This window comes from Mesorhizobium sanjuanii, from assembly GCF_002529485.1.
In the GTDB taxonomy this organism is placed as follows: Bacteria; Pseudomonadota; Alphaproteobacteria; order Rhizobiales; family Rhizobiaceae; genus Mesorhizobium; species Mesorhizobium sanjuanii.
In genome coordinates this window covers 48,563-71,455 of sequence record NZ_NWQG01000054.1, presented here as the reverse complement: position 1 = coordinate 71,455, position 22,893 = coordinate 48,563, and the positions used below count along the sequence as shown (strand labels likewise).

25 protein-coding genes and 1 tRNA gene are annotated in these 22,893 nt (G+C 63.0%); 17 read left to right on the top strand and 9 right to left on the bottom strand.

Features of this window, described 5'->3' with window-relative positions:
• The 3 genes from CN311_RS11300 to CN311_RS31930 form a co-directional block, all read left to right on the top strand.
• Positions 1-906, top strand: a 906-nt coding sequence (locus CN311_RS11300; RefSeq protein WP_097573736.1) for a GNAT family N-acetyltransferase, incomplete at its 5' end; no start/stop codon positions are given.
• 32 nt (positions 907-938) lie between these two features.
• Positions 939-1,139: a hypothetical protein gene (locus tag CN311_RS11295; RefSeq protein ID WP_097573718.1), complete on the top strand. Its 201-nt coding sequence runs from the start codon at positions 939-941 to the stop codon at positions 1,137-1,139.
• Positions 1,140-2,025: 886 nt separating this feature from the next.
• The gene (locus CN311_RS31930) at positions 2,026-2,700 is read left to right on the top strand and encodes an HNH endonuclease (RefSeq protein WP_115504244.1); all 675 of its coding nucleotides are present in this window, start codon (positions 2,026-2,028) and stop codon (positions 2,698-2,700) included.
• A 242-nt stretch (positions 2,701-2,942) separates the two neighbouring features.
• Here CN311_RS31930 and CN311_RS11280 read toward each other — a convergent pair.
• Positions 2,943-3,027: transfer RNA gene (locus CN311_RS11280), tRNA-Leu, on the bottom strand.
• Positions 3,028-3,275: 248 nt separating this feature from the next.
• On the opposite strand from CN311_RS11280, the gene CN311_RS11275 reads away from it, so the two are divergent.
• Both CN311_RS11275 and CN311_RS11270 read left to right on the top strand, forming a co-directional pair.
• On the top strand, positions 3,276-3,863 hold the full coding sequence (locus tag CN311_RS11275; RefSeq protein WP_097573714.1) for a YqaA family protein: 588 nt from the start codon (positions 3,276-3,278) through the stop codon (positions 3,861-3,863).
• A gap of 92 nt (positions 3,864-3,955) precedes the next feature.
• Positions 3,956-4,474 carry a disulfide bond formation protein B gene (locus CN311_RS11270; protein ID WP_097573712.1) on the top strand — a complete coding sequence of 173 codons (519 nt, stop codon included), beginning with the start codon at positions 3,956-3,958 and terminating at the stop codon, positions 4,472-4,474.
• A 153-nt stretch (positions 4,475-4,627) separates the two neighbouring features.
• Here the strand turns inward: CN311_RS11270 and CN311_RS11265 are convergent, their stop codons facing one another.
• Entirely contained in the window at positions 4,628-5,185 is a 558-nt protein-coding gene (locus CN311_RS11265; RefSeq protein ID WP_008874122.1) for an HNH endonuclease, read from the bottom strand.
• A gap of 129 nt (positions 5,186-5,314) precedes the next feature.
• Positions 5,315-5,956 carry a DNA-3-methyladenine glycosylase family protein gene (locus CN311_RS11260; RefSeq protein WP_097573710.1) on the bottom strand — a complete coding sequence of 214 codons (642 nt, stop codon included), beginning with the start codon at positions 5,954-5,956 and terminating at the stop codon, positions 5,315-5,317.
• Between the two features lie 92 nt (positions 5,957-6,048).
• Here CN311_RS11260 and gluQRS point away from each other — a divergent pair, with 92 nt between their 5' ends.
• Both gluQRS and CN311_RS11250 read left to right on the top strand, forming a co-directional pair.
• Complete coding sequence (gluQRS, locus tag CN311_RS11255) at positions 6,049-6,924, top strand: tRNA glutamyl-Q(34) synthetase GluQRS (protein WP_097573709.1); 876 nt, start codon at positions 6,049-6,051, stop codon at positions 6,922-6,924.
• A 239-nt stretch (positions 6,925-7,163) separates the two neighbouring features.
• On the top strand, positions 7,164-8,051 hold the full coding sequence (locus CN311_RS11250) for a DMT family transporter (protein ID WP_097573707.1): 888 nt from the start codon (positions 7,164-7,166) through the stop codon (positions 8,049-8,051).
• Here CN311_RS11250 and CN311_RS11245 read toward each other — a convergent pair.
• A complete protein-coding gene (locus tag CN311_RS11245; protein ID WP_097573733.1) occupies positions 8,021-8,872 on the bottom strand; it encodes a YihY/virulence factor BrkB family protein in 852 nt (283 codons plus the stop codon). The two genes, CN311_RS11250 and CN311_RS11245, sit on opposite strands and share 31 nt — an antisense overlap.
• A 56-nt stretch (positions 8,873-8,928) precedes the next feature.
• Here CN311_RS11245 and CN311_RS11240 point away from each other — a divergent pair, with 56 nt between their 5' ends.
• From CN311_RS11240 to CN311_RS11210, 7 genes are all read left to right on the top strand, one after another.
• Positions 8,929-9,795, top strand: coding sequence for an SDR family oxidoreductase (locus tag CN311_RS11240; RefSeq protein WP_097573705.1), 867 nt, complete (start codon positions 8,929-8,931; stop codon positions 9,793-9,795).
• Positions 9,796-9,818: 23 nt separating this feature from the next.
• Positions 9,819-10,010, top strand: coding sequence for a twin transmembrane helix small protein (locus CN311_RS11235; RefSeq protein WP_097573703.1), 192 nt, complete (start codon positions 9,819-9,821; stop codon positions 10,008-10,010).
• Between the two features lie 28 nt (positions 10,011-10,038).
• Entirely contained in the window at positions 10,039-10,620 is a 582-nt protein-coding gene (locus CN311_RS11230) for a cob(I)yrinic acid a,c-diamide adenosyltransferase (protein ID WP_097573701.1), read from the top strand.
• Between the two features lie 26 nt (positions 10,621-10,646).
• Complete coding sequence (locus CN311_RS11225; RefSeq protein ID WP_097573699.1) at positions 10,647-11,426, top strand: rhomboid family intramembrane serine protease; 780 nt, start codon at positions 10,647-10,649, stop codon at positions 11,424-11,426.
• Between the two features lie 272 nt (positions 11,427-11,698).
• The gene (locus tag CN311_RS11220) at positions 11,699-12,448 is read left to right on the top strand and encodes an electron transfer flavoprotein subunit beta/FixA family protein (RefSeq protein ID WP_097573698.1); all 750 of its coding nucleotides are present in this window, start codon (positions 11,699-11,701) and stop codon (positions 12,446-12,448) included.
• 157 nt (positions 12,449-12,605) lie between these two features.
• Positions 12,606-13,535, top strand: coding sequence for an electron transfer flavoprotein subunit alpha/FixB family protein (locus tag CN311_RS11215; RefSeq protein WP_097573697.1), 930 nt, complete (start codon positions 12,606-12,608; stop codon positions 13,533-13,535).
• Positions 13,536-13,653: 118 nt separating this feature from the next.
• A complete protein-coding gene (locus tag CN311_RS11210; protein ID WP_097573695.1) occupies positions 13,654-14,532 on the top strand; it encodes a 3-hydroxybutyryl-CoA dehydrogenase in 879 nt (292 codons plus the stop codon).
• 200 nt (positions 14,533-14,732) lie between these two features.
• Here the strand turns inward: CN311_RS11210 and CN311_RS11205 are convergent, their stop codons facing one another.
• Positions 14,733-15,371, bottom strand: a complete 639-nt coding sequence (locus CN311_RS11205) for an NrsF family protein (RefSeq protein ID WP_097573693.1) — start codon at positions 15,369-15,371, stop codon at positions 14,733-14,735.
• Between the two features lies 1 nt (position 15,372).
• Complete coding sequence (locus CN311_RS11200) at positions 15,373-15,909, bottom strand: sigma-70 family RNA polymerase sigma factor (RefSeq protein ID WP_097573691.1); 537 nt, start codon at positions 15,907-15,909, stop codon at positions 15,373-15,375.
• Between the two features lie 203 nt (positions 15,910-16,112).
• Here CN311_RS11200 and CN311_RS11195 point away from each other — a divergent pair, with 203 nt between their 5' ends.
• From CN311_RS11195 to CN311_RS11185, 3 genes are all read left to right on the top strand, one after another.
• Positions 16,113-17,117 (top strand): iron ABC transporter substrate-binding protein, encoded by a 1,005-nt coding sequence (locus tag CN311_RS11195; protein WP_097573689.1) that lies wholly within the window; start codon positions 16,113-16,115, stop codon positions 17,115-17,117.
• 201 nt (positions 17,118-17,318) lie between these two features.
• Positions 17,319-18,893: an ABC transporter permease gene (locus tag CN311_RS11190; protein WP_165779663.1), complete on the top strand. Its 1,575-nt coding sequence runs from the start codon at positions 17,319-17,321 to the stop codon at positions 18,891-18,893.
• A complete protein-coding gene (locus CN311_RS11185) occupies positions 18,890-19,972 on the top strand; it encodes an ABC transporter ATP-binding protein (RefSeq protein ID WP_097573687.1) in 1,083 nt (360 codons plus the stop codon). The genes CN311_RS11190 and CN311_RS11185 overlap by 4 nt, the downstream gene beginning before the upstream one ends.
• A gap of 6 nt (positions 19,973-19,978) precedes the next feature.
• On the opposite strand, the gene CN311_RS11180 is transcribed toward CN311_RS11185, so the two are convergent.
• The 3 genes from CN311_RS11180 to CN311_RS11170 all read right to left on the bottom strand — a co-directional run bounded on the left by CN311_RS11180 (position 19,979) and on the right by CN311_RS11170 (position 22,893).
• The gene (locus CN311_RS11180; RefSeq protein ID WP_097573685.1) at positions 19,979-20,782 is read right to left on the bottom strand and encodes a phosphodiesterase; all 804 of its coding nucleotides are present in this window, start codon (positions 20,780-20,782) and stop codon (positions 19,979-19,981) included.
• A 76-nt stretch (positions 20,783-20,858) separates the two neighbouring features.
• Positions 20,859-21,959: a sn-glycerol-3-phosphate ABC transporter ATP-binding protein UgpC gene (ugpC, locus tag CN311_RS11175; protein WP_097573683.1), complete on the bottom strand. Its 1,101-nt coding sequence runs from the start codon at positions 21,957-21,959 to the stop codon at positions 20,859-20,861.
• Positions 21,960-21,978: 19 nt separating this feature from the next.
• Entirely contained in the window at positions 21,979-22,893 is a 915-nt protein-coding gene (locus tag CN311_RS11170; RefSeq protein ID WP_097573681.1) for an ABC transporter permease subunit, read from the bottom strand.

The window sequence follows — 22,893 nt, the reverse complement described above, 5'->3', positions numbered from 1 at the left end:
GTCATGCGCACCTGGTCGAGCCCGTTCGGCCCGATCGGCACGCCGCTGGTCGACCGCGACGACCCGGTCGGCGTCATCGAGGATTTCTTCGCGATGCTGTCGCGGCCGCATCTCAAATTGCCGAAAGTCTTCGTCCTGCCCGACATCCGGCTCGACGGCCCGGTGGCCAGCCTCTTTGCCACCGTCGCCGAAACGCATGGCCTGACGCTGCTCATCACCGGCAAGGCCGAACGCCCCGTGCTTGAAAGCGAGTTCGACGCCGAAACATATCTCAAGGCCTCGCTGCGCTCGCATCACTATCGCGAGTTCCGCCGCCTGAAGCGCCGCCTTGGCGACCTCGGCAGGCTGGAGCACCTGGTGGCGCGCGGGCCGGAAAACATCCGCCATGCCATCGAGAGCTTCCTGACGCTGGAGGCGGCGGGCTGGAAAGGCCGCGAGCGCACCGCCATGGCCATCGACCGCTACCGCGCCGCCTTCGCCCGCGAGGCCGTGCACCGGCTGGCCGAACAGGATCTGTGCCGCATCCATTCGCTGACGCTGGACGACCGCACCATCGCCAGCCTGATCGTCTTCGTCGAGGCCGGCGTCGCCTACACCTGGAAGACGGCCTATGACGAGACGCTTGCCACCTATTCGCCCGGCACGCTGCTGATGATCGAGGTGACCAGGCAGCATCTCGACGACCCCAACATCATGATGACCGATTCCTGCGCCGTGCCCGACCACCCCGTCATGAGCCGGCTGTGGACGGAGCGCAAGCCGATGGGCACGCTGGTCATCGGGCTTTCGCCGGACGCCGACCGCCTCGCCCGCCAGGCGGCCTCGCAGCTTCATCTCTACCGCGAGACCCGCAACATGGCGCGCATCCTGCGCAACCGGATGAAGAGCCTGCTGGGACGGCGCTAGACCCGGATGACGATCTCAGGCAAAGATAGGCCATGAGCAACGAAATCTGGACAGCCTTCATCTACGGGATATTCGCCCTGGCGGCGATTGGCTGGCTGGCGGGCGCGTTCCTCGCCCGCAGCCCGAAGGCGGGTTTCGCCCTGCTGGGGTATACTCTGGTCGTACCAACTGTTGGCGCGATGTTGATGGGCGCTTTCTGGCTATTGACCGTACTATGGGCTGAAGCCGGCTGATCATCCGTGCGTCGAAGGATGTCAGCGTCAATCGCGGCGGCGTAGCGCATGCTAGCGAAGTCCTTTGAAAAGTCTTCAATGTCCGGGCGAACGACCTGACAAGGTATTCTCGGGTGCTATCTGCTGCTCGATGCTTGTCGCGGCAGGGCCGCAGGTCCGCCACCCTAAGGGAGCACCGCGAGGCTGCAACTGTCGAGTTCGGCCCCCTCGGATTTTTCCGTCAATTTGAGGCCGGCTCAATGCCTAGACTAGAGGGGTATCGCTTCAGGCTCTTCATTCGATACCGCGAAATCTATGACTTTTGTAATTCGGCCGCTTTCAATCACCACCGAAATATCCAAGACATATGAAATCCCAGCGCCTCGGAGCAAATCCCATACCCTCTTGGCTTCGTAGTCGGAGGCCGCAATTATCTTTTGAAAATGCCCGTCGACATATTGCATGTCGAATGAAAGGTCGGTCGTAAAATATGCGGTGATGTCCGTCCCCTCTCTATCAACTATACAAAACGATTCCCGAGTACCCTTAAATTGTGGGGTTAGATCCTTAGATGGTCAGTTTCGCTGGCTATTTCATAGGCCTCGACTTCCCACTGGAATGTCTTTTGGCCATGATCTCCGTCGTCTCTGGCGTAGTAACCTTCCGACAGTCCCCGCCACTTTATCCACGAAGATCGCCCCATAGGCGCCCGAATCCAGGAACACAAAATCCGTGCCTTTGATTTTCGCTTGATCCAGGAATGAGTGAGGCAAGGCCATAAGTTACTCCACTTGATATAATTTTAAGCATCCGTTCCCGCTCTCGTGGTAATCGTGTAAGGATAATGCAAGTTGCTTTTGACAGCCACAACTATTAGCGTTGCGGTCGCTCGCATAGGAGGGATAGATTGACAATTACATTCACCGACACTGAATTTAGGAAATTGGTCGATCAGTTCGAATGGCGAGCTTTCTCAACATACGAGTTCATCGACCTTGTTAAGATCGAGCATCCCGACGCTTGGGCATCCTTTGTGAAACAATACGGCAGTGGCGGGAAAGGCTCCGGCAAGCCCTACAGCGCATACTCTCGTGTTTCTCGGATACTTGACTATTGGTCAAAGCCCGGCAGAAAGCTGGTCGACAAACTGAAGTACGAGCGAGCGCCCAAAGCCGCCAACTGGGGAAGCCCCGTAATTCGGCACTGGGCGCAAGATAAGACCAGGATTAGGGGGCCGTTAATTGCCGAGGAGGTCCTACCCTCCTCGCCGCTGTTCTATGAAGGCGCGGTGATAACGATTCCTGTGAATCGCTATGAGCGCGACCCCGCCGCACGTAGGGCATGCATTGCTCACCACAAGGCCATCTGCGCGGCCTGCGGAATGGACTTTGAGAAACGGTACGGCTCTCGAGGCGCCGGCTTCATCCACGTCCACCACAAGGTCGCTGTTGCCAAGCGGGGCCAAAGGCACAAGGTCGATCCTGTGGGAGATTTGATACCCGTCTGCCCCAACTGCCACGCAATGCTGCACACGCTAGACGACGGACTGACGGTCGAGGCACTGAAGATGCTGCTACAGTAGCAGGGTCGCGTTGCGGTTCCGAACGAGGGTGGCGGGCCGGCCGGCCTCGTCTAGCAGCTGCGCTCGATGCACGAAAATCGCGTTCGGACGAGTTTCTTAGCTCACCTGCATCCGTGGGTAGGCCGCCGCCAGACCAACGCGGTGTTCGTCTGTGAGGCCACTCCTTCGCCAAAGCTTCGGAGGACACTCCTTCGTCTAACGTGCCCGGGTGGCCTGCCACCCGAAGCTCGAAGAGCGAAGGGTGGTGCCCCTAGCCGGGATCGAACCAGCACTCCTTGCGGAACTCGATTTTGAGTCGAGCGCGTCTACCAATTCCGCCATAGGGGCTCAGGCCGGACGGCCTGGATGGGCGCGGACTATACGGTTGGAGGCCTGTTCGTCAACTGGCCAATTCGCGCTCGGTTGCAGCTGCGGCGAAACTTCACCTTTCGTCTTCGTGAAGCTCCAGCCATTGTGCGGCGCGGAAAATCTTTCTAGACAGACGGCGCATTAGAGCGCGCCGCGTCTGAAGAGATGATGCGGCGCGCTTTGGGTCTTGGTTTATGCACTTTGGGCGACGCGGATTAGGAGTGCCGATGCTTCGCGGACTTTACGACTGGACCTTGTCGCTGGCGGCAAGGAAATCCGCCGAATGGTGGCTGGCCTTCATCGCTTTCGTCGAAAGCTCGGTGTTCCTGGTGCCTGCCGACGTGCTCTATCTGCCGATGGCGCTGTCGCGGCCGGATCGTGCCTATCGCTACGCGCTGATCGCGACATTGGCATCGGTGCTGGGCGGCATCGCCGGCTGGTTCATCGGCCACTACGCCTACGATGCCGTGGCCAAACCGATCCTCGAATTCTACGGCAAATATGACGAGTTCGAGGCGCTGCGCACCTCTTCGGGCGTCGGCTTCATCATCCTGATGCTGGTAACCTCCGGCCTTGCCCATCTGCCGCCGATCAAGGTGGTAACCATCCTGTCCGGCGTCATCGGCGTCAATCTGCTGCTGTTCATCGCGCTCGCGATCGTCGCCCGCGGCGCCCGCTTTCTGTTTCTTGCCTGGCTGTTGCGCCGTTATGGCGAACCGATCCGGGAGTTCATCGAAAAGCGTCTTGGCCTGATTGCAAGCGCCGCCGCCGCTGCCCTGATTTTGCTCTATATAACAGTCAAATACGCCATCTGATGCATGTCGCCCAAAAGCGTGCGGCGGTTTTGGGACAACGACATGCATAGGCAAGAGGCGGCGCGGGCGCGAAACGAACGGACAGAAGATCGATGACTGCGACCGTCAATCCCGACACCGGACGTCAACGCATGCGAGCGGCCTTGTTTCTCGCCGTCGCCATGGCCGCCACGGTCGGCTCGGCGTTGGCCTTCCAGTACATAGGCGGCTACATCCCCTGCCATCTCTGCCTGGAGCAGCGCACCCCCTATTATATCGGCGTGCCGCTGATGCTGCTGGCGGTGCTGGCCTCGGTGCTCAGCGCACCGGCGTGGTTGACGCGCGGCCTGCTGGCCGTCGGCGGCCTGCTGATGGTCTACGGCCTTTATCTCGGCGTCTACCATTCGGGCGTCGAATGGGCATGGTGGCAGGGACCGGCCGACTGCACCGCAGGCGCCGGCCCTGTCGACACCGGCGGCAAGGGCGTGCTCGACGCGCTCGACAAATTTGTCCCGCCCTCCTGCGACAAGGCAGCACTTCGCATCCTCGGCCTGTCGCTGGCCGGCTGGAACGCCATCGCCAGTTTTGTCCTTGCAGTGGTCGCTTTCCGCAGCGCGCTTGCCCGGGATTGAGCCAGGCGCGAGGCAGGGTTCGTTCAGAAATTCGGCAGGCTGAGTCGGATGGCGCGGCTTTCGAGAACCGGAGCGGAGCGTACTCAAGTACGTGAGCACCGGAAGCGCAGAAAGCTGCGTCAGCCGGCCAGCATGGCGGATTTCTGCCGAACCCTATGGTTCCAGTTCGACGTCCCAGTATAGATAATCCATCCAGCTTTCATGCAGATGGTTGGGCGGGAACAGGCGGCCGTTATTGTGCAAATCGTGCACCGTCGGCTGATAGGGCTTCTGCAGCGGCCACATCTTGGCATGCGCCGGCATCATGCCGCCCTTCCTGAGGTTGCAGGGCGAGCAGGCGGCGACGACATTCTCCCACGTCGTCGCGCCGCCGCGATGGCGCGGGATGACGTGATCGAAGGTCAGGTCCTCCGGCGTGCCGCAATACTGGCACTGGAAACGGTCGCGCAGGAAGACGTTGAAGCGGGTGAAGGCGGGATGCCGCGAAGGCTTCACATAGGCCTTCAGGCTGACGACGCTCGGCAGCTTCATCGAGAAGGTCGGCGACGACACCGCATGCTCGTATTCGGCGACGATGTTCACCCGGTCGAGGAACACCGCCTTGATGGCGTCCTGCCACGACCAGAGCGACAGGGGGTAATAGCTGAGCGGACGGTAATCCGCATTCAGCACCAGTGCTGGAAGCCCATCCGGAGATACGGCAACCGTCACGTGTTGATCCTCCTTGGTTTCAGAACTGATCGGCGCGGATACTGTAAGCCCGACATGACAGGGATGTGAAGCGGATTGTCGCTCGCCCAAAGCGTCAAAAATGCATGATTTCAATGCTTTTTTGCGATTTCAGGCGGGAGGCGCGGCATCCCGGCCCCTGGTTTGGCGATAGTAAGCCCAGAAAAGCCGTGATGCGACACCTCGCCACGGGCTCCATGATTCGGCGAGCTGGATCAGTGTTTTCTCCGGCGGACGCGGGTCGATGCCGAGCGCGTGGCCGACTGCCGTTTGCAGCGCGACATCACGCGCGGGGAAAACATCGGGATGGCCGGCGGCGAACAGCAGATAGACTTCCGCCGTCCATAGCCCGATGCCCGGGACGGCCGTCATCGCCGCGATCGCTTCGGGGGCGTCGAGCGAACAGAGATGGTTGAGGTCGAGCCCGTCGGCCACGGCCCGGGCAACCGCGAGCAGGCCACGCTGCTTCGGCCGCGACAGTCCGGCCTCGCGAAAGACGTCCTCGCCGGCGGCGAGTATGGCTTGCGGCGTCAGCGGATCGACGAGCTTTGTCAGCCGCCCGAAAATGGCGTCGGCGCTGGCGCGTGACACCTGCTGTGAAACGATGATCGAGGCAAGGCTGCGAAACCCCGGCTCGGACAGCCGAAGCGGCACCTCGCCGGCCATGCCGCGCACTCTTTCCAGGCGCGGATCGATGAGGCAAAGCGCATCGAGGCCTTGCGCAATGTCGTCAAGATTGGCGATGCGTTGCATGAATGCTCGTTCCCGGCGCAAACTGGCTGATGTAACCAGGCACACGCTAGCAACCGGCGAAAGTGCCTGACAATCCGATTGCAACCCGAGAGATGACACTCCTGACATTCCGCTTCGCGCCGAGCCCGAATGGCGAACTGCATCTCGGCCACGCCTATTCGGCGCTGCTCAACCAGCAAATGGCAAAAGCGGCTGGCGGGCGCCTGTTGCTGCGCATCGAGGACATCGACACGACACGCTGCACCCCTGAATTCGAGGCCGGCATCTATCGCGACCTGAAATGGCTCGGGCTTGGCTGGGAAGAGCCGGTGCGCCGCCAGTCCGATCATTTCGCGGACTATCAGGCCGTACTGGACCGGCTGATCGGGCAGGAACTCGTCTATCCGGCCTTCATGAGCAGAGGCGAGATCAGGGCCTTCATTGCCGACAGTGAAAAGCGCGGCCGCAACTGGCCGCGCGACCCGGACGGCGTGCCGCTCTATCCCGCCGCCGACAAGGCACTGCCGGTGAAGGAACGCCGGCGGCGGATTGCCGAGAATGCACCTTTCGCCTGGCGGCTGGATGTCGATGCAGCAATGGCGCATGTCGGCAAGGACCTGTCATGGACCGAATTTACGGATGAAACGCTTTCCGCGACGCGACAGATCGAGGCCAGGCCGCGGGATTGGGGTGACGTGATCGTGGCGCGCCGCGACATTCCGACCAGCTATCATCTCGCCGTCGTCGTCGACGACGCGCTGCAAGACGTCAGCCACGTCGTGCGCGGCCAGGACCTTTATGCCGCGACCAGCATGCAGCGCCTGCTTCAGGAAGTGCTTGGCCGGCCGCCGCCGGCCTATTTCCACCATCGTCTCATCCTTGGCCCGGATGGACGAAAACTGTCGAAGAGCCTTGGCGACACCGGCCTTGCCGCCCTGCGCGAGGCCGGCGCCTCTCCGGACGATATCAGAAAATTGGTCGGGCTCTGATCCTCGAAGAGAGCATGTGGGTTCGCCATGCGTCAATTCGAATAACGTATGGATCAATCGTTTCATTTTGCGCCCCGGGTTGAACCGCATTAGAGCGACGTGCGTCCACTTGGACGCACAAAGTACGCTCTAATACTTTTGAATCTACGCATCGTGCTTTCCGAAAATCGATTCCGATTTTCGGGCCGATGCGATAGAGGATCGCCTGGTCAACTCTCACCACGCGGCAGCCCCCGGAAATGCACAGCATCAAGCGGTTTATCCCCGCCACCTTCGTCGTCCTGTGGGCGACAGGCTTCATCGGTGCGCGCTACGCCATGCCATGGGCGGAACCCTTTACCTTTCTCGCCGCACGCTTCGTCCTGGCAGCCATCCTGCTGGTTGCCTTGATGGCGGCACTTGGTTCGAAGCGCGCGAGCCGTATGGAGGCACTGCACGCCACCGGCGCCGGCATCCTGATGCATGGCGTCTATCTCGGCGGCGTGTTCTGGGCGATCCACAGGGGCATGCCCGCCGGGCTGTCGGCCTTGATCGTCGGCCTGCAGCCGCTGATCACGGCAGTGCTCGCCGGCAAGTTCCTTGGCGAGGCCATCTTGCCGCGCCATTGGCTCGGTCTCGGCATCGGCCTGGTCGGGGTGATCATTGTTCTGTGGCCGAAGCTTGGCGCGATTGGCGGCGGAGTAACGCCTGAAACATTGGCTGCCTCGCTGGTCTCGGTGCTGGGCATGAGCGCCGGCACGATCTGGCAGAAGCGCTTTGCCTCCGGCGGCGACCTCATCGCGGCCACCATGTGGCAGTATGTCGGCGGCGCCTCGCTGATGGTCCTGGCCTCGCTCGCCTTCGAGACGCGCACGGTCACTGTCAATGGCGAGCTGATCTTCGCCATGGCATGGCTGGTGCTGGTGCTGTCGATCGGCGCCATCTTCCTGCTGATGCTGATGATCCGCGACGGCGAGATGTCGAAAGTCGCCTCGCTGTTCTATCTGGTGCCGGCCGTCACCGCGCTCATGGCCTGGGCGTTGTTCGGCGAGCAGCTGAACCTTGTCCAGATCGTCGGCATGGCGATCACGACCTTCGGCGTCGGCCTGGCCACTGCTCAGCCGACCCGGGCGCGCGCCTCGAGATAGCGGCTGATCGCGGCGTTGAGCTCACCGCCAAGGATGAAGATCGCCGAGACGATATAGAGGAAGACGACGGCGATCATGATCGAGGCGAGGCCGGCATAGGTCGTCACATAGGAAGAGAAATGGTCGAGATAGGTGGCGAAGATGGTCGAGCCTATGAGCCAGGCAGCCAGCGTGAAGAGAATGCCCGGCACGATCGAGACGAAGCGGCGCTTGCCCGCCGGCAGCCAGAAATGCACCGCGAACAGCCCGCCGACGATGACGGCGGACGCGATGACGTAACGCCACAGCGTGATCGTCCCCATATAGGGCTTTATCCATTCGAAATTGGCCTCAGCCAGCCGCGCCAGCAAGGGCGCGAAGACCAGGAGCACGCTGATCGCCAGGAACCCTGCCGTGGCGATCAGCACGAAGGCGATGCTCTGCACTCGGCGGTAGATGATGCCGCGCGTTTCGGAGACGCGGTAGGCGCGGTTGAGCGAGGTGCGCAGCGCCTCGATGCCGTTGGAGGCGAAGAAAGCGGCGAGCACGACGCCATAGGTCAACAGATCGGTGCGCCGGACGGTAAGCACGTTGAGCACCTCGCGCGCGATCGGCTTGGCGATCTGCTCCGGCCAGGTGTCGAAGACGATATGCACCGCCGTGTCGGCGAAAGCCTGCGCGCCAAAAAAACTGGCCAGCGTCGTGGCGAAGATCAGGAACGGAAACAGCGCCATAAGCGCCGTGATCGCCAAATGGCTGGCCATCGCCCAGCCATCGTCGGTGTTGAAATGGCCAAGCGCGTCATAGAGCACGCGGCGCAGGGCGACAATCTTCCGCAACAAGAACCACACCCCCTCGATTGTCTCGACGCCGCGAATATGGGAAGGGATTGCGGCAAATGGCAACCCTTGGTCGAACCACGAACTCCACAGCGGAAGAGTTGCGCAGCATCATCGTCACCGGCGCCTCTTCTGGGATAGGCGCTTATTGCGCCCGGGCGCTGAAGGCGGACGGCTGGCGGGTGTTCGCGACGGCGCGCAAGCCTGACGACATCGCCGCCCTCGAAGCCGACGGCATCGAGGCCTTCTATCTGGACTACCGCGAAGGCGAATCCATCGAGGCTCTGGTGGCGTCTGTGCTGGAGCGCACGGGTGGGCGGCTCGATGCCCTGTTCAACAACGGCGCCTATGGACAGCCTGGCGCCGTCGAGGATCTGCCGGTTGCAGCGTTGAGGGAGCAATTCGAGGCCAATGTCTTCGGCTGGCACGACCTCACGCGTCGTGTCATGCCGGCAATGCGCCGCCAGGGCCATGGCCGTCTCGTTCATTGCTCCTCGATCCTCGGCCTGACGCCGGTTCCATTCCGGGGCGCCTATGCGGCATCCAAGCACGCCATCGAAGGTTTGATGCTGTGCATGCATCAGGAGTTGCAGGGCAGCGGCATTCATGTCTCGCTGATCGAGCCCGGGCCCGTGACATCGAAGATCGCCAGCAACGGCCTTGTGTGGTTCCTGAAGAACATCGACTATGAGAATTCCGTCCACCGCCTCGCCTACAAGGCGCAACTGGAGCGGCTGCGGGCCGGCGGCAGCACGTCGCGCCTGAAGCCCGGTCCGGAAGTGGTTTATGCGGCCTTGCGCCATGCGCTTCTGTCGCGGCGCCCTCGCCCGCACTATGTGGTAACAGTGCCGGCCAGAATCGGCGTGGTCCTCAAACGCGTCCTGCCGGCATCGATGCTCTACCGCCTGCTTGCCAAACGCGCCTGAACGCAATCGAACTGGAACCCCACATGGCAACCGTCTTCAATGTCCTCGCCGTTCTCGTTATGGTCGCCGTGGTGATCGTGCTGGTTCGCGGCCTCATCAATATGATGCGCGGCGGCGATGGCGTGACCTCCAACAAGCTGATGCAGGCGCGCGTGCTGTTGCAGTTCGTGGCATTGGTGCTGATCATGCTGGCCGTCTGGTTCACCCGCAAATAAGGCGACCAGCGAGTTCGGGAGGCAGAGCGTGGTCAAGCTCAACAAGATCTACACCCGTACCGGCGACGACGGCACCACCGGCCTCGGCACTGGCGAACGGCGGCTGAAATCCGATCTGCGTGTCGATGCCTATGGTACGGTCGACGAGGCCAATGCCTGCATCGGCATGGCCCGCCTCAATACCGCAACGACGCATCCATTGATCGATGCTATGCTTTCCCGCATCCAGAACGACCTCTTCGACCTCGGTGCCGATCTGGCGGTGCCCGATGACGGCAAGCCGCTCGATTATGAGCCGCTGCGCATCACAGCTGTGCAGACCGACCGTGTCGAAAAGGATATCGACCTTCTCAACAAGGATCTTGAGCCGCTCAAATCCTTCGTGCTCAACGGCGGCACGCCGGCGGCAGCCGCCCTTCACCTCGCCCGTACGGTGGCGCGGCGCGCCGAGCGCATCATGGTGGCGCTGGCCCAGAATCCGCGTGAGCATGTCAACCGCGAGGCAATCAAGTACATCAACCGTGTCTCGGACTTTCTGTTCGTCGCCGCGAGGGCGGTGAATGACAACGGAAATGCCGACGTGTTATGGGTTCCCGGCAAGAACCGCTGATTTTCGCCGGAGGCGGGAGGGGCTCGATGTTTATCCCGCTCTATGACACCAACAGGCTGCGGCACATCAAGCTGCAATATGTGACGATCGGCCTGATCGCGCTCAACACGCTCATCTACTTCGCCACGGCGCTCGGCGGCGAGCAATTCTCGAATGCCGCGGTGCTCGGTCTCGGCTTCATTCCGTCCGTCGTTCACAACACGGTGGAACTGTCACCCGAGTTTGTCGTCATCCCCGAGAGCCTGAGCTACCTGACCTATTCCTTCCTGCATGCCGATATTTTCCACCTCGGCGGCAACATGCTGTTCCTGTGGGTGTTCGGCGACAATGTCGAGGACGCGCTCGGCCATGTCAGGTACCTCATCTTCTACCTCCTTTGCGCCGTCGGCGGCGCCTTCTTCCAGGGCCTGGTCGCGTGGGACTCGCAGGTGCCGCTGATCGGCGCCTCGGGCGCCATCGCCGGGGTGGTCGCAGCCTATCTGATCCTCTATCCCAGGGTGAAAGTCTGGGTGCTGGCCTTTGCCCGTATTCCATTGCGGATCCCGGCCTTCATCCCGCTCATCTTGTGGATCCTCTTCCAGATCGTGATGTTCGCCGCCGGTGGCGAGGACCAGATTTCCTGGGCCTGCCATGTCGGCGGCATCATCGCCGGGGCCATGCTGGTGCTGATCTTGCGCAGACGCGGCGTGCCGCTGCTCGCCGCCGCGGACGACGCGCCCGCGACCGATCCGGCGATCATTGCACCCCAGCCTGCCGCCAGCGAGCAGCCGGCACCCCGCTGGGGCCGTGCGTCGGCTCCGGACTGAACCGATTTGAGTGGCTAGAGCATGATCCCGAAAAGTTGCAGACTTTTCGGAAAAGATCATGCGAAAAAACAAAGACCTAGAGCAGGATGACTGGTCCGACTTCAACTCATCCTGCTCTAGCGCATATTGACGTGCAGGTTTGCCGCCACTACGGAAGCGCCATTGTTAGGCGTTTGGAGAGCAGAATTCCGTCCCGAATGTCGGCTTTCGACAACTCTGCGCAGGCGCAGGCTGTTATAGCGCGCAATTATCTCTAGAGAGGTGACAGGCAAATGAAGATCCTTGTACCCGTGAAGCGGGTTGTGGATGCGAATGTGAAGGTTCGCGTGAAGGCTGACGGTTCGGCGGTGGAGCTCGCCAACGTCAAGATGGCGATGAACCCGTTCGACGAGATCGCGGTGGAAGAAGCGATCCGGCTGAAGGAAGCCGGCAAGGCCGAAGAGATCATCGTCGTCTCGATCGGGCCGCAGCAGGCGCAGGAGACACTACGCACCGCACTCGCCATGGGCGCCGACCGCGCCATCCTGGTCAAGACCGACGAGCAGACCGAGCCGCTCGGCGTCGCCAAGGTGTTGAAGGGCGTGGTCGAGGCGGAACAGCCCGGCCTCGTCATCCTTGGCAAGCAGGCGATCGACGATGACTCGAACCAGACCGGCCAGATGCTGGCCGCACTGCTCGGCTGGGCTCAAGGGACATTCGCCTCCAAGGTGGTGCTCGACGGCGACAAGGCCAAGGTGACGCGCGAGGTCGATGGCGGCCTGCAAACGGTGGAATTGAAGATGCCGGCAATCGTCACCGCCGACCTGCGCCTCAACCAGCCGCGCTATGCCTCGCTGCCCAACATCATGAAGGCCAAGAAGAAGCCGCTCGACGAGAAATCGCCCGCCGACTACGGCGCTGACGTCAAGCCGCGGCTGAAGGTGATCAAGACCGAGGAGCCAGGCGGCCGCAAGGCCGGCGTCAAGGTCAAGAGCGTCACTGAACTGGTCGACAAGCTCAAGAACGAAGCCGGCGTGCTTTAAGGAAATCCGATGATGCCGGCCTGCAAACGGCCGGCTTCTCCGCTTCCGGTGCTCACGTACTGAAGTACGCTCCGCTCCGGTTCTCGAAACCAACCGTTTTCGACTTGGCCTGACCGGATTTCAGGCGGCTCGAAGACGAAAGTCAGGAAAACCATCAATGGCTATTCTTCTGATTGCCGAACACGACAATGCGACGCTTTCCGACCAGACCGCCAAGGCGCTGTCGGCGGCGCTGCAGATCGGTTCGGACGTGCACGTGCTGGTGGCCGGCAAGGGCGCCAAGCCAGCAGCGGACGCCGCCGCCAAGCTCAAGGGCGTCAGCAAGGTGCTGCTGGCCGAAGCTGACGAGTTGAGCGAGCGCCTCGCCGAACCGATGGCAGCGCTGGTTGTTTCCCTCGCTGACTCCTATGACACCATCATCGCGCCGGCGACCTCGTCGGGCAAGAATGTCGCGCCGCGCGTGGCCGCACTCCTCGACGTCGCGCAGGTGTCCGAGATCATCGAAGTGGTCTCGCCCGATACCTTCAAGCGACCGATCTATGCCGGCAACGCCATCCAGACGGTGCAGACCAGCGACGCCAGGAAGGTCATCACCGTGCGCACCGCCTCCTTCCAGGCAGCGCCCGAAGGCGGCTCGGCCGCGGTCGAGACCGTGAAGGCAGCAAGCAATCCCGGCCTGTCTTCCTTTGTCGAGAACAAGCTGTCGGAGACCGACCGTCCGGAACTGACCTCAGCCAAGATCATCATCTCGGGCGGCCGCGCGCTGGGTTCCTCGGAGAAATTCCAGGAGGTAATCCTGCCGGTCGCCGACAAGCTCGGTGCCGCCGTCGGCGCTTCCCGCGCCGCGGTCGACGCCGGCTATGCGCCGAACGACTGGCAGGTCGGCCAGACCGGCAAGGTCGTCGCTCCCGATCTCTACATCGCCGTTGGCATCTCCGGCGCCATCCAGCACCTTGCCGGCATGAAGGATTCCAAAGTCATCGTCGCCATCAACAAGGACGAGGAAGCGCCGATCTTCCAGGTCGCCGACTATGGCCTTGTCGGCGATCTCTTCGTCATCCTGCCGGAACTGCAAAAGGCGCTTTGACGCATTCTGCCAAAGCGTATTAAATTGTGAAGGGTGGGGTAGACGAAGCTGCCCCGCCCTTTTAGTTTGCACCGCACAAAAAGCAGGTCGCAAAGGCCTTTTCGACGGGATCGGTGTAATGAGCAAGATCGAGACGATCGGCATCATCGGCGCGGGCCAGATGGGCGGCGGCATAGCGCATGTGTCCGCGCTTTCGGGCTACAAGGTGCTGATCTACGATATTTCGCCCGACCGCATCGAAAAGGGCATCGCCACCGTCAGCGGCAACATGGCCCGCCAGGTTGGCTCCGGCAAATTGGAAGAGAAGCTGCGCAACGAAGCCATAGCGCGCATTTCGGCAGCACCCGCCATGGCTGACCTTGCCGGCGCCGATCTGGTGATCGAAGCGGCGACCGAGGACGAGACGGTCAAGCGCAAGATCTATGCCCAGCTCTGTCCCCAGCTCAATCCCGAAGCCATCCTGGCGACGAACACGTCGTCGATCTCCATCACGCGTCTGGCCGCGCAGACCGACAGGCCTGAGCGTTTCATCGGCATTCATTTCATGAATCCGGTTCCGGTGATGAAGCTGGTCGAGCTGGTGCGCGGTATCGCCACCGAGGACCAGACCTTCGAGGCGGCCAAGGCCTATGTGAAGCAACTCGACAAGACCATCACCGTCTCCGAGGATTTTCCGGCTTTCATCGTCAACCGCATCCTGCTGCCGATGATCAACGAGGCGATCTACACGCTCTATGAAGGTGTCGGATCGGTCGACGCCATCGACACCGCCATGAAGCTCGGCGCCAACCATCCGATGGGGCCGCTGCAGCTTGCCGATTTCATCGGGCTGGACACCTGCCTGTCGATCATGCAGGTGCTGCATGACGGCTTGTCGGATTCGAAATACCGCCCCTGCCCGCTGCTGGTGAAATATGTCGAGGCCGGCTGGCTCGGCCGCAAGACCGGGCGTGGCTTCTACGATTATCGCGGCGAGCACCCCGTTCCGACCCGCTAGAGCAATTCCAGGAAAAGTGTGAAACGGTTTTCCGTCCGGAATTGCGCAAAAACAAAGAGATAGAGCGTCCATTTGGGCGCACAAGCACGCGCTCCTTTGTATACGAGTATCCAAGCGTCGCGCTTCGACCAGAAATCGAATTCGATTTCTGGTCGAAGCGCTTACCCGCGCGTTTTCTTGTTCCGATTGCGCGACTGTCGCTACCAGCGCACGAAAAGCCGCCCGCCGAGCGCCCCGAGCGCGGCGAGGGCGGCAATCGCGATCGAATACCAGGTGGCGACGAAAAGCGGCGAATCGTCGAAGCAATGCGCCGCATAGAAAGTCGCGGCCAGCCCGCCGGCGAGCAGGCCCGCCACTGCCCCGGCAAGCGCCGGCCGCGTCGGCGCGCCATAGCGCAGCATCCATAGGAAGATGGCGAGCGGGCCGATGCCGATGAGTGGGATGAACGTCATGCAGACCATCATGTTGGTGCCGACCAGCCGCGTGCCCCAATCGGCCTCGGGCACGACGAAAAGCTCCAGAACCACGGCAACCAGCACAAGCAGCGGCGCAGCGATCATCCATGCCGCCGCCTTGCCGGTCGACGCGCCGGGGGTGGACAGCGCGCGGATCAGGGCAAAGGCGGTGGCGGCAAGCACGATGGTGAAGACGAATTTCGACAGGAAACGCATCGTGTGCAGGGCAGTCATGATGTCGAGACGTGGACCGATGGTGAGCCAGAAAACCACCGCGGCGACCGCCGCCGCGGCAGCAGTGGCCAGCCACCAGGCCGAGCGCAGCGGCATCGCCTTGCTGCCGGCGTCAGCGTCCAATGCCTTGATGAGATCCTCGGTCCTCATGTCACCCGGCTCCGAACCGCTTGGCTATTGCGGCAAGCCCGCGGTGCAGCGACACCCGCACGGCCGTCTCGCTGATACCGAACTTCGCTGCCGTCTCGCCGATGGAGCGGCCTTCCACCGACACCGACGAAACCACGGAACGCTGCGCCGGCGGCAGGCCGTCCAGGGCCCGGTTGATGTCGCGCTCGCTGACCATCTCGGCCTCCGGTTCGGCGAATGTCTCTGCGATCTCGTCGATTTCGATCTCGACGCGCCGTCCACGCCGCCGGAAGGCGTCGATCAGCTTGAAACGCGCGATCGCATAGACCCATGGCAAGACCGGCGCATCCTGACGCCAGGTATGCCGTTTCACATGAATGGCCAGCAAGGTTTCCTGCACGACATCCTCTGGGTCGACCCCGCCCTTTACGATCTTGCGCCTGACAAAGCCGCGAACGAGAGCAGCCGCCCGGTGCAGAAAGTCGGCATAGGCCCTTTCATCTCCTCCTATCGCAGCCCGCAATAGCCGGGAGAATTCGGCTTCGTCCTTGCCGGTCACAAGAGTTCACTCCCCGATGTTCGCGCCTCGGCGCTGATTTGTTACGTGGCCGGCGAAATAATGTCCAAGCCAAAGTAGGGAGCGTCACGAAAGTTTGCAGCCGGCGACCGATTGAAGCAGCCTCTCAATGTTGACTATGATATTCATGTATTGCTAGGTGCAGCTGTGCCAATTCAGGGACCATCAAGAGCGAGGACGACGCCATGAAATCTGCCCTTTCCACCCTTGCCGGCGCCGCGCTGGCAATCGGCCTGATCATGGGCCCGGCCGTGGCCGAGGAAGACGGCATCGTCGTCTATAACGCCCAGCATGAAAGCCTTGCCAAGGAATGGGCCGAGGGCTTCACCAAGGAAACCGGCATCAAGGTCACGCTACGCAATGGCGGCGACAGCGACTTCTCCAACCAGATCGTCGCCGAGGGCGCAGCCTCACCGGCCGATGTGTTCCTGACCGAAAATTCCCCGGCCATGGCCCTGGTCGAGGCATCGGGCCTGTTCGCGCCCGTCGATGCCGACACGCTGGCGCAGGTTCCGCAGGAATACCAGCCGACCACCGGCAAATGGGTCGGCGTTGCCGCGCGCAGCACTGTCTTTGCCTACAACAAGACCAAGCTCAGCGCCGACCAGTTGCCCAAGTCGCTGCTCGATCTTGCCGATCCGAGCTGGAAGGGTCGCTGGGCCGCCTCCCCCTCCGGCGCCGACTTCCAGGCGATCGTCAGCGCGCTTCTGCAGCTCAAGGGCGAGGCCGCCACGACCGACTGGCTGAAGGCGATGAAAGAGAATTTCACCGCCTACAAGGGCAATGGCACGGTGATGAAGGCGGTCAATGCCGGCGAGATCGAAGGCGGCGTGATCTACCACTATTACTATTTCGGCGATCAGGCCAAGACCGGCGAGAACAGCAAGAACGTCGCGCTGCACTATTTCAAGAACCAGGACCCGGGCGCTTTCGTCTCGATTTCGGGCGGTGGCGTGCTGGCCTCCAGCAAGCACCCGAAGGAAGCCCAGGCGTTCCTGAAATGGGTGACCGGCAAAGGCGGCCAGGAAGTGCTGAAGACCGGCACTTCCTACGAGTACGCTGTCGGCAAGGGCGCGGAGTCCAACCCCAAGCTGGTGCCGCTGGCCGATCTGCAGGCGCCGAAGGTCGATCCGGCGACGCTGAATTCCAGGAAGGTGACCGATCTGATGACGGCAGCCGGCTTGCTTTAGCCGGCATTCGTCCTAAAAGGGCAACCGACTGCGCTCCTGCGGGAATTCGCTTTCCGCGGGAGCGCTCTGTTTTTCGAGATGGCATTCGTCCCCCATGACGACCAGCAACACGACCAGCATGACGGCAGACTGCATTTCCGGCTGCGTTCGCGGTTCCTTCAACCGTTGCCGCCGGCAGGCGGCGGCATGGCGTCCGGCCTGATGCAGTCAGCGGCCGATCTTGCCCGCCCAGGCCTGGCTGCCGGCCGGTCGGCCCGGCTTCGGTCCTCATCCTGGATCTTGCTCGCCGCAATCCTCGTCTCGCTGTTTGCGCTGCTGCCGCTTGCTTTCATCTTATGGGTCGCGGTGCAGACCGGCTGGGAAACCGTATCGGCGCTGGTCTTCCGGCCGCGTGTTGGCGAGCTTCTGGTCAACACCGTGCTTTTGGTGGTGCTGACCGTTCCGATCTCGATCGTGCTTTCGGTGGCGCTGGCCTGGCTGACCGAACGCACGGACCTGCCCGGCGCCCGCCTCTGGGCCTGGCTCTCGGTGGCGCCGCTCGCAATTCCAGCCTTCGTCCACTCCTATGCGTGGATCACCCTGGTGCCTGGACTGCACGGCCTGTGGGCCGGCGTTCTGGTTTCGGTCATCGCCTATTTCCCGTTCCTCTATCTGCCGGTGGCGGCGGCGCTGCGCCGGCTCGACCCTGCCCTCGAAGACGCCGCCGCGGCGCTCGGTCTCGGTCCGTGGCGCGTGTTCGCCCGCGTCGTGCTGCCGCAACTCAGGCTCGCCATCTGCGGCGGTTCGCTGCTGGTTGGCCTGCATCTGCTCGCCGAATACGGCCTTTACGTCTTCATCCGCTTCGACACCTTCACCACGGCGATCGTCGACCAGTTCCAGTCGACCTTCAACGGTCCCGCCGCCAATATGCTGGCCGCCGTACTGGTGACCTGCTGCTTCGTGCTGCTGGGGCTGGAAGTGCTTGTGCGCGGCGAGGAGCGCTATGCCCGCGTCGGTTCTGGCGCCGCACGCCAGCAGCAGCGCACCGGGCTCGACCGCGCCACGCTCCCTTGCCTGGCTCTGCCTGCCGTCACCGCGCTGCTGGCGCTAGGCGTGCCGTTCATCACCGTCGGTCGCTGGCTGATCGCCGGCGGCGCCGATGTCTGGCGTCTCGACGAGATCGGCCTCGCGCTCGGCCAGACCCTGTTCCTGGCGCTCGCCGGCGCCTTGCTTGCCACCGTCGCCGCCATGCCGATGGCCTGGATCTCGATCCGCGCGCCGGGACCGCTGCAGCGTCTCTTGGAGGGCTGCAACTACATCGTCGGCTCCCTGCCCGGCGTGGTCGTGGCGTTGGCGCTGGTCACCATCACCGTGCGCATCGCCCTGCCGCTCTACCAGACCCTGCTCACCATCCTCGTCGCCTATGCGCTGATGTTCCTGCCGCGCGCTCTGATCAGCCTCAGGGCGTCGATCGCACAGGCGCCGGTCGAGCTCGAACGCGCCGCCTCCAGCCTCGGCCGACCGCCGCTCAAGGCGCTGTGGTCGACGACGATCCGCCTGTCGGCGCCGGGCGCGGCGGCGGGCATGGCGCTGGTGGCGCTCGGCATCATGAACGAACTGACCGCCACGCAGATGCTGGCGCCGAACGGCACCCGCACGCTGGCGATGGCGTTCTGGTCCTACAGCGGCGAGATCGACTATGCGGCCGCCGCACCCTATGCCTTCATCATGGTGGCGATGTCGCTGCCGCTGACCTGGCTGCTCTATGTCCAGTCGAAGCGAATGGCCGGGCGATGAGCTTTCTCGAACTCACCGATGTGCACAAGCGCTACGGGCCGGTAGCGGCACTGTCCGGCGTCGACCTCAGCGTGGCGAGCGGCAGCCGCACGGCGATCGTCGGGCCGTCCGGCTGCGGCAAGACGACCTTGCTCCGCCTGATCGCGGGCTTCGAAGCGCCAGACCGGGGCCGCATCGTGCTCGACGGTGAAGTGCTGGCCAATGGCGGCGCTGCCGTGCCGGCGTATCGCCGCGGCATCGGCGTGGTGGCGCAGGACGGCGCCCTGTTTCCGCATCTGAGCATCGCCGACAATATCGGCTTTGGCATGGCCCGCGGCGAGAACAAGCGCAGCGAGCGCATCGTCGAACTCGCCTATATCGTCGGGCTGGACAAGGCGATCCTGAAGCGACGGCCGCACGAGCTCTCCGGCGGTCAGCAGCAGCGCGTGGCGCTGGCCCGCGCCATGGCGATGAAGCCTCGGCTGATGCTGCTCGACGAGCCGTTCTCGGCGCTTGACACCGGCCTGCGCGCCTCGATGCGCAAGGCGGTCGCCGAGCTTCTGGAGGCGGCCGGCATCACCACCATCCTGGTCACCCACGACCAGGCCGAAGCGCTGTCCTTCGCCAGCCAGGTCGCGGTGATGCGCGACGGCCTGTTCTCGCAGGTCGGCACACCACGCGAGCTCTATCTCCAGCCGAAAGACCGCATGATTGCCGAATTCCTTGGCGACGCCATCATCCTGCCGGCGAAGATCGCCGATGGCTTCGCCAGCTCGCCGCTCGGCCGCATCGCCGTCGACACCAGGGAACGGCGCGACGTCGCCCGCATCATGCTGCGGCCGGAACAGGTGCTGTTGAAACGAACGTCACGTGAAGGCATGTCGGGCACGCCGGAGATGCTGTTCGGCGAGGTGACGGAATCCGAATTCGCCGGCTCCATGTGCACTATCGCGGTGCGGCTGCTGAACAGTCCCGATCCGCCCGACGCCGCCGCGATCGGCAACACGCCGTTGATCCTGCGCAAGCCAGGCATGGACACGCCTGTCGTCGGCGAGATCGTGCGGCTGACCGTGTCCGGCAAGGCGCATGTATTCGCCTGAACGGCCTTATTGCACCCTTTCGCCCGTCGCCGGCGAATAAAGCGGCCAGCGCTCGAGGAAATCGCAATTGTGCACGACGACCCGGCGCGCGGCAGCGTCGATGAGGATGATCGCGTATGTCGGCGGCGCCTGCTCGACCAATTCTTCCCCGACCAGATCGAGCATGAAGCGGGCATGCAAGCCGCGTTGCGCGGTGAACGGGATGCCGGCGACCGTGCCGGCGATGTCGCGATGGACATGGCCGAAGAAGATGTGGCCGACATTGCCGTGGCGCTCGAGCAGGTCGACGAATCGCCGGGGCTGCTCGAGCCCGAGCGGGTCGAGGATGGGCAGGCCGAGTTCGACCGGCGGATGATGCAGGAAGATGTAGGCCTGCCGGCCCGCCGCCTCGCCCAGCCGCGCGTCGAGCCAGGCCAGCCGCTTGTCGCATAGCTCGCCGGTGACACGGCCTTCAGCCAGGCTGTCGAGCAACAGCAGCGACGCCTCGGGCGTCTCGAAGGCCGACTGCACGAAGCCATTGTCGTCGACAGGGTTCTCGGGAAATGCGGCGACGAGGTTGGCGCGCCTGTCGTGATTTCCCGGCAGCAGCCGGTAAGGCATCGAAAGCCTGCCCAGGGCCGATTTGAGATCGGCATAGCTCTCGGCCGCGCCGGCCTCGGTCAGGTCGCCGCTGAAGACGCAAAGCGCGGCGTCGGCGTGACGGATATTGATGTGATCGATGCAGCGGTCGAGCCGCTCATGCAGGTCGGCACCGTAGCGGATCTCGCCCCGCCGTCCGAGATGGACGTCCGTGACCTGGATGATTTTCATGGCACGACCTCTGTTCGATCGACAGGGAATTTCCTTTGCTGGCCGCCCGGAGCAAACGCCAGCGCATTGTGGTGCATCAATGTGCGGGAACCGGCACGGACGCCTTGAAGACATCAAGGCGGGCGCCCGTCTCCGACGAGAAGAAATGCATGTCTTCGGGCGAGATCTTCAGACCGACTGTCTCGCCGGGCGCCGGATGGACGGTCTCGGACGTCACCACCGAAAACGCCGCGCCGTCGATATCGACATAGACGACCCTGCCCGCGCCCAGTTCCTCGACGAGATCGACTGTGGCATTGAGCACGCCCTGCGAGCCGGGCGCCACCAGGCGCACGGCTTCAGGCCGGATGCCCATCGCGACCTTGGCGCCGACCGGCAGGCCGACCCGCGGAATGGTCAGCCGCCGGCTGCCGCCAAGCAGCGAGAGGCCGTCGAGCCCGACGACGCCCTCGAGGATGTTCATTGCCGGCGCACCGACGAAGGTCGCCACGAACCGGCTGGCCGGGCGCTTGTAGATCTCGCCTGGCGTGCCGACCTGTTCGACGCGGCCGCCATTCATCACCACCAACCGGTCGGCGAGCGTCATTGCCTCGACCTGGTCATGCGTGACGAACACCGATGTCGCGTTCAGCCGGCGGTGCAGCTTGCGGATCTCCGAGCGCATCTGCACGCGCAGCTTGGCGTCGAGGTTGGAGAGCGGCTCATCGAACAGGAACACCTTCGGTTCGCGGATCATGGCGCGCCCCATGGCGACGCGCTGGCGCTGGCCGCCCGACAGCGCCGCCGGCTTGCGGTCGAGCATCGGCTCGAGCTCGAGGATGCGGGCCACGGCCTGTATGCGCTGCGTGCGCTCGGCCGCGGGCACGCCCGCCACCTTCAGCGAATAGCCGATATTCTGGGCGACGCTCATATGCGGGTAGAGCGCGTAGTTCTGGAACACCATGGCGCAGCCTCGCTCGCGCGGTTCCAGCCGGTTGACCACAGTGCCATCGATGGCGATCTCGCCGCCGGAAATCTCTTCCAGCCCGGCAATCATCCTGAGCAGCGTGGACTTGCCGCATCCTGAAGGCCCGAGAATGACGACGAAGTCGCCCGACGCGATATCGAGATCGACGCCATGCACGACCTGCGACTTGGCATAGCTTTTCGTGACATCGCGAATGGTGATGGAGGCCATCAGACGTCTCCTTGTGAAGTCATTTCTCGGTGGCGATCAGGCCGCGCACGAACCAGCGCTGCATCGCCACCACGACGATGAGCGGCGGCAGCATGACGATGAGCGTGCCGGCCATGGCGATGTTCCATTCCGGAATGCCGCCGACATTGGGAATGAGCTGCTTGAGCTCGGTGACCGCTGTCGCATGCGACTGGTCGGTGGTGACCAGCAGCGGCCACAGATACTGGTTCCACGCCCACAGGAACATGATGGTTCCAAGCGCGGCCATGTTGGTGCGCGACAGCGGCAAGAGGATGTCGATGAAGAAGCGCAACGCGCCGGCCCCGTCCATGCGCGCCGCCTCGGTCAGTTCGTCCGGCACCGTCAGGAAGAACTGCCGGTAGAGGAAGGTGCCGGTGGCGGTGGCGATCAGCGGCAGGATAAGCCCCGAATACGAGTTGAGCAGCCCCAGATTCAACGCAACCTGAACACCCGAGACCTTTTCGATGAGCCAGCTCAACCCGGTCACGTCGAGGATCGTCTGGTAGGGCGACAGCACGTTGGCGACCACCGCGTAGGTAGGCACGATGCGCACCTCCAGCGGCAGCATCAGCGTGACGAAGATCAGCCAGAAGATGAAGGTGCGGCCGGGATAGCGGAAATAGACGATGGAGAAGGCGGTGAGCGCCGAGATCATCACCTTCCCCGCCGCCACGCCCGCGGCCATGATGAAGCTGTTGAGCAGCTTGGGACCGAGATTGGCCGTCGTCCAGGCCGTCTTGATGTTCACCCAGAAGTCGCCGCCTGGCAGCAACGACATCGGCACGTCGTTGACGTCCTTCAGATTGTGCGAGGCGGCGACGGCGACGATCACGAACGGTGCCACGGCCAGCACGAAGCCGATGAACAGGACGAGATGCGTGATGAAATTGAGGATCGGCGTGCGTTCTACCAT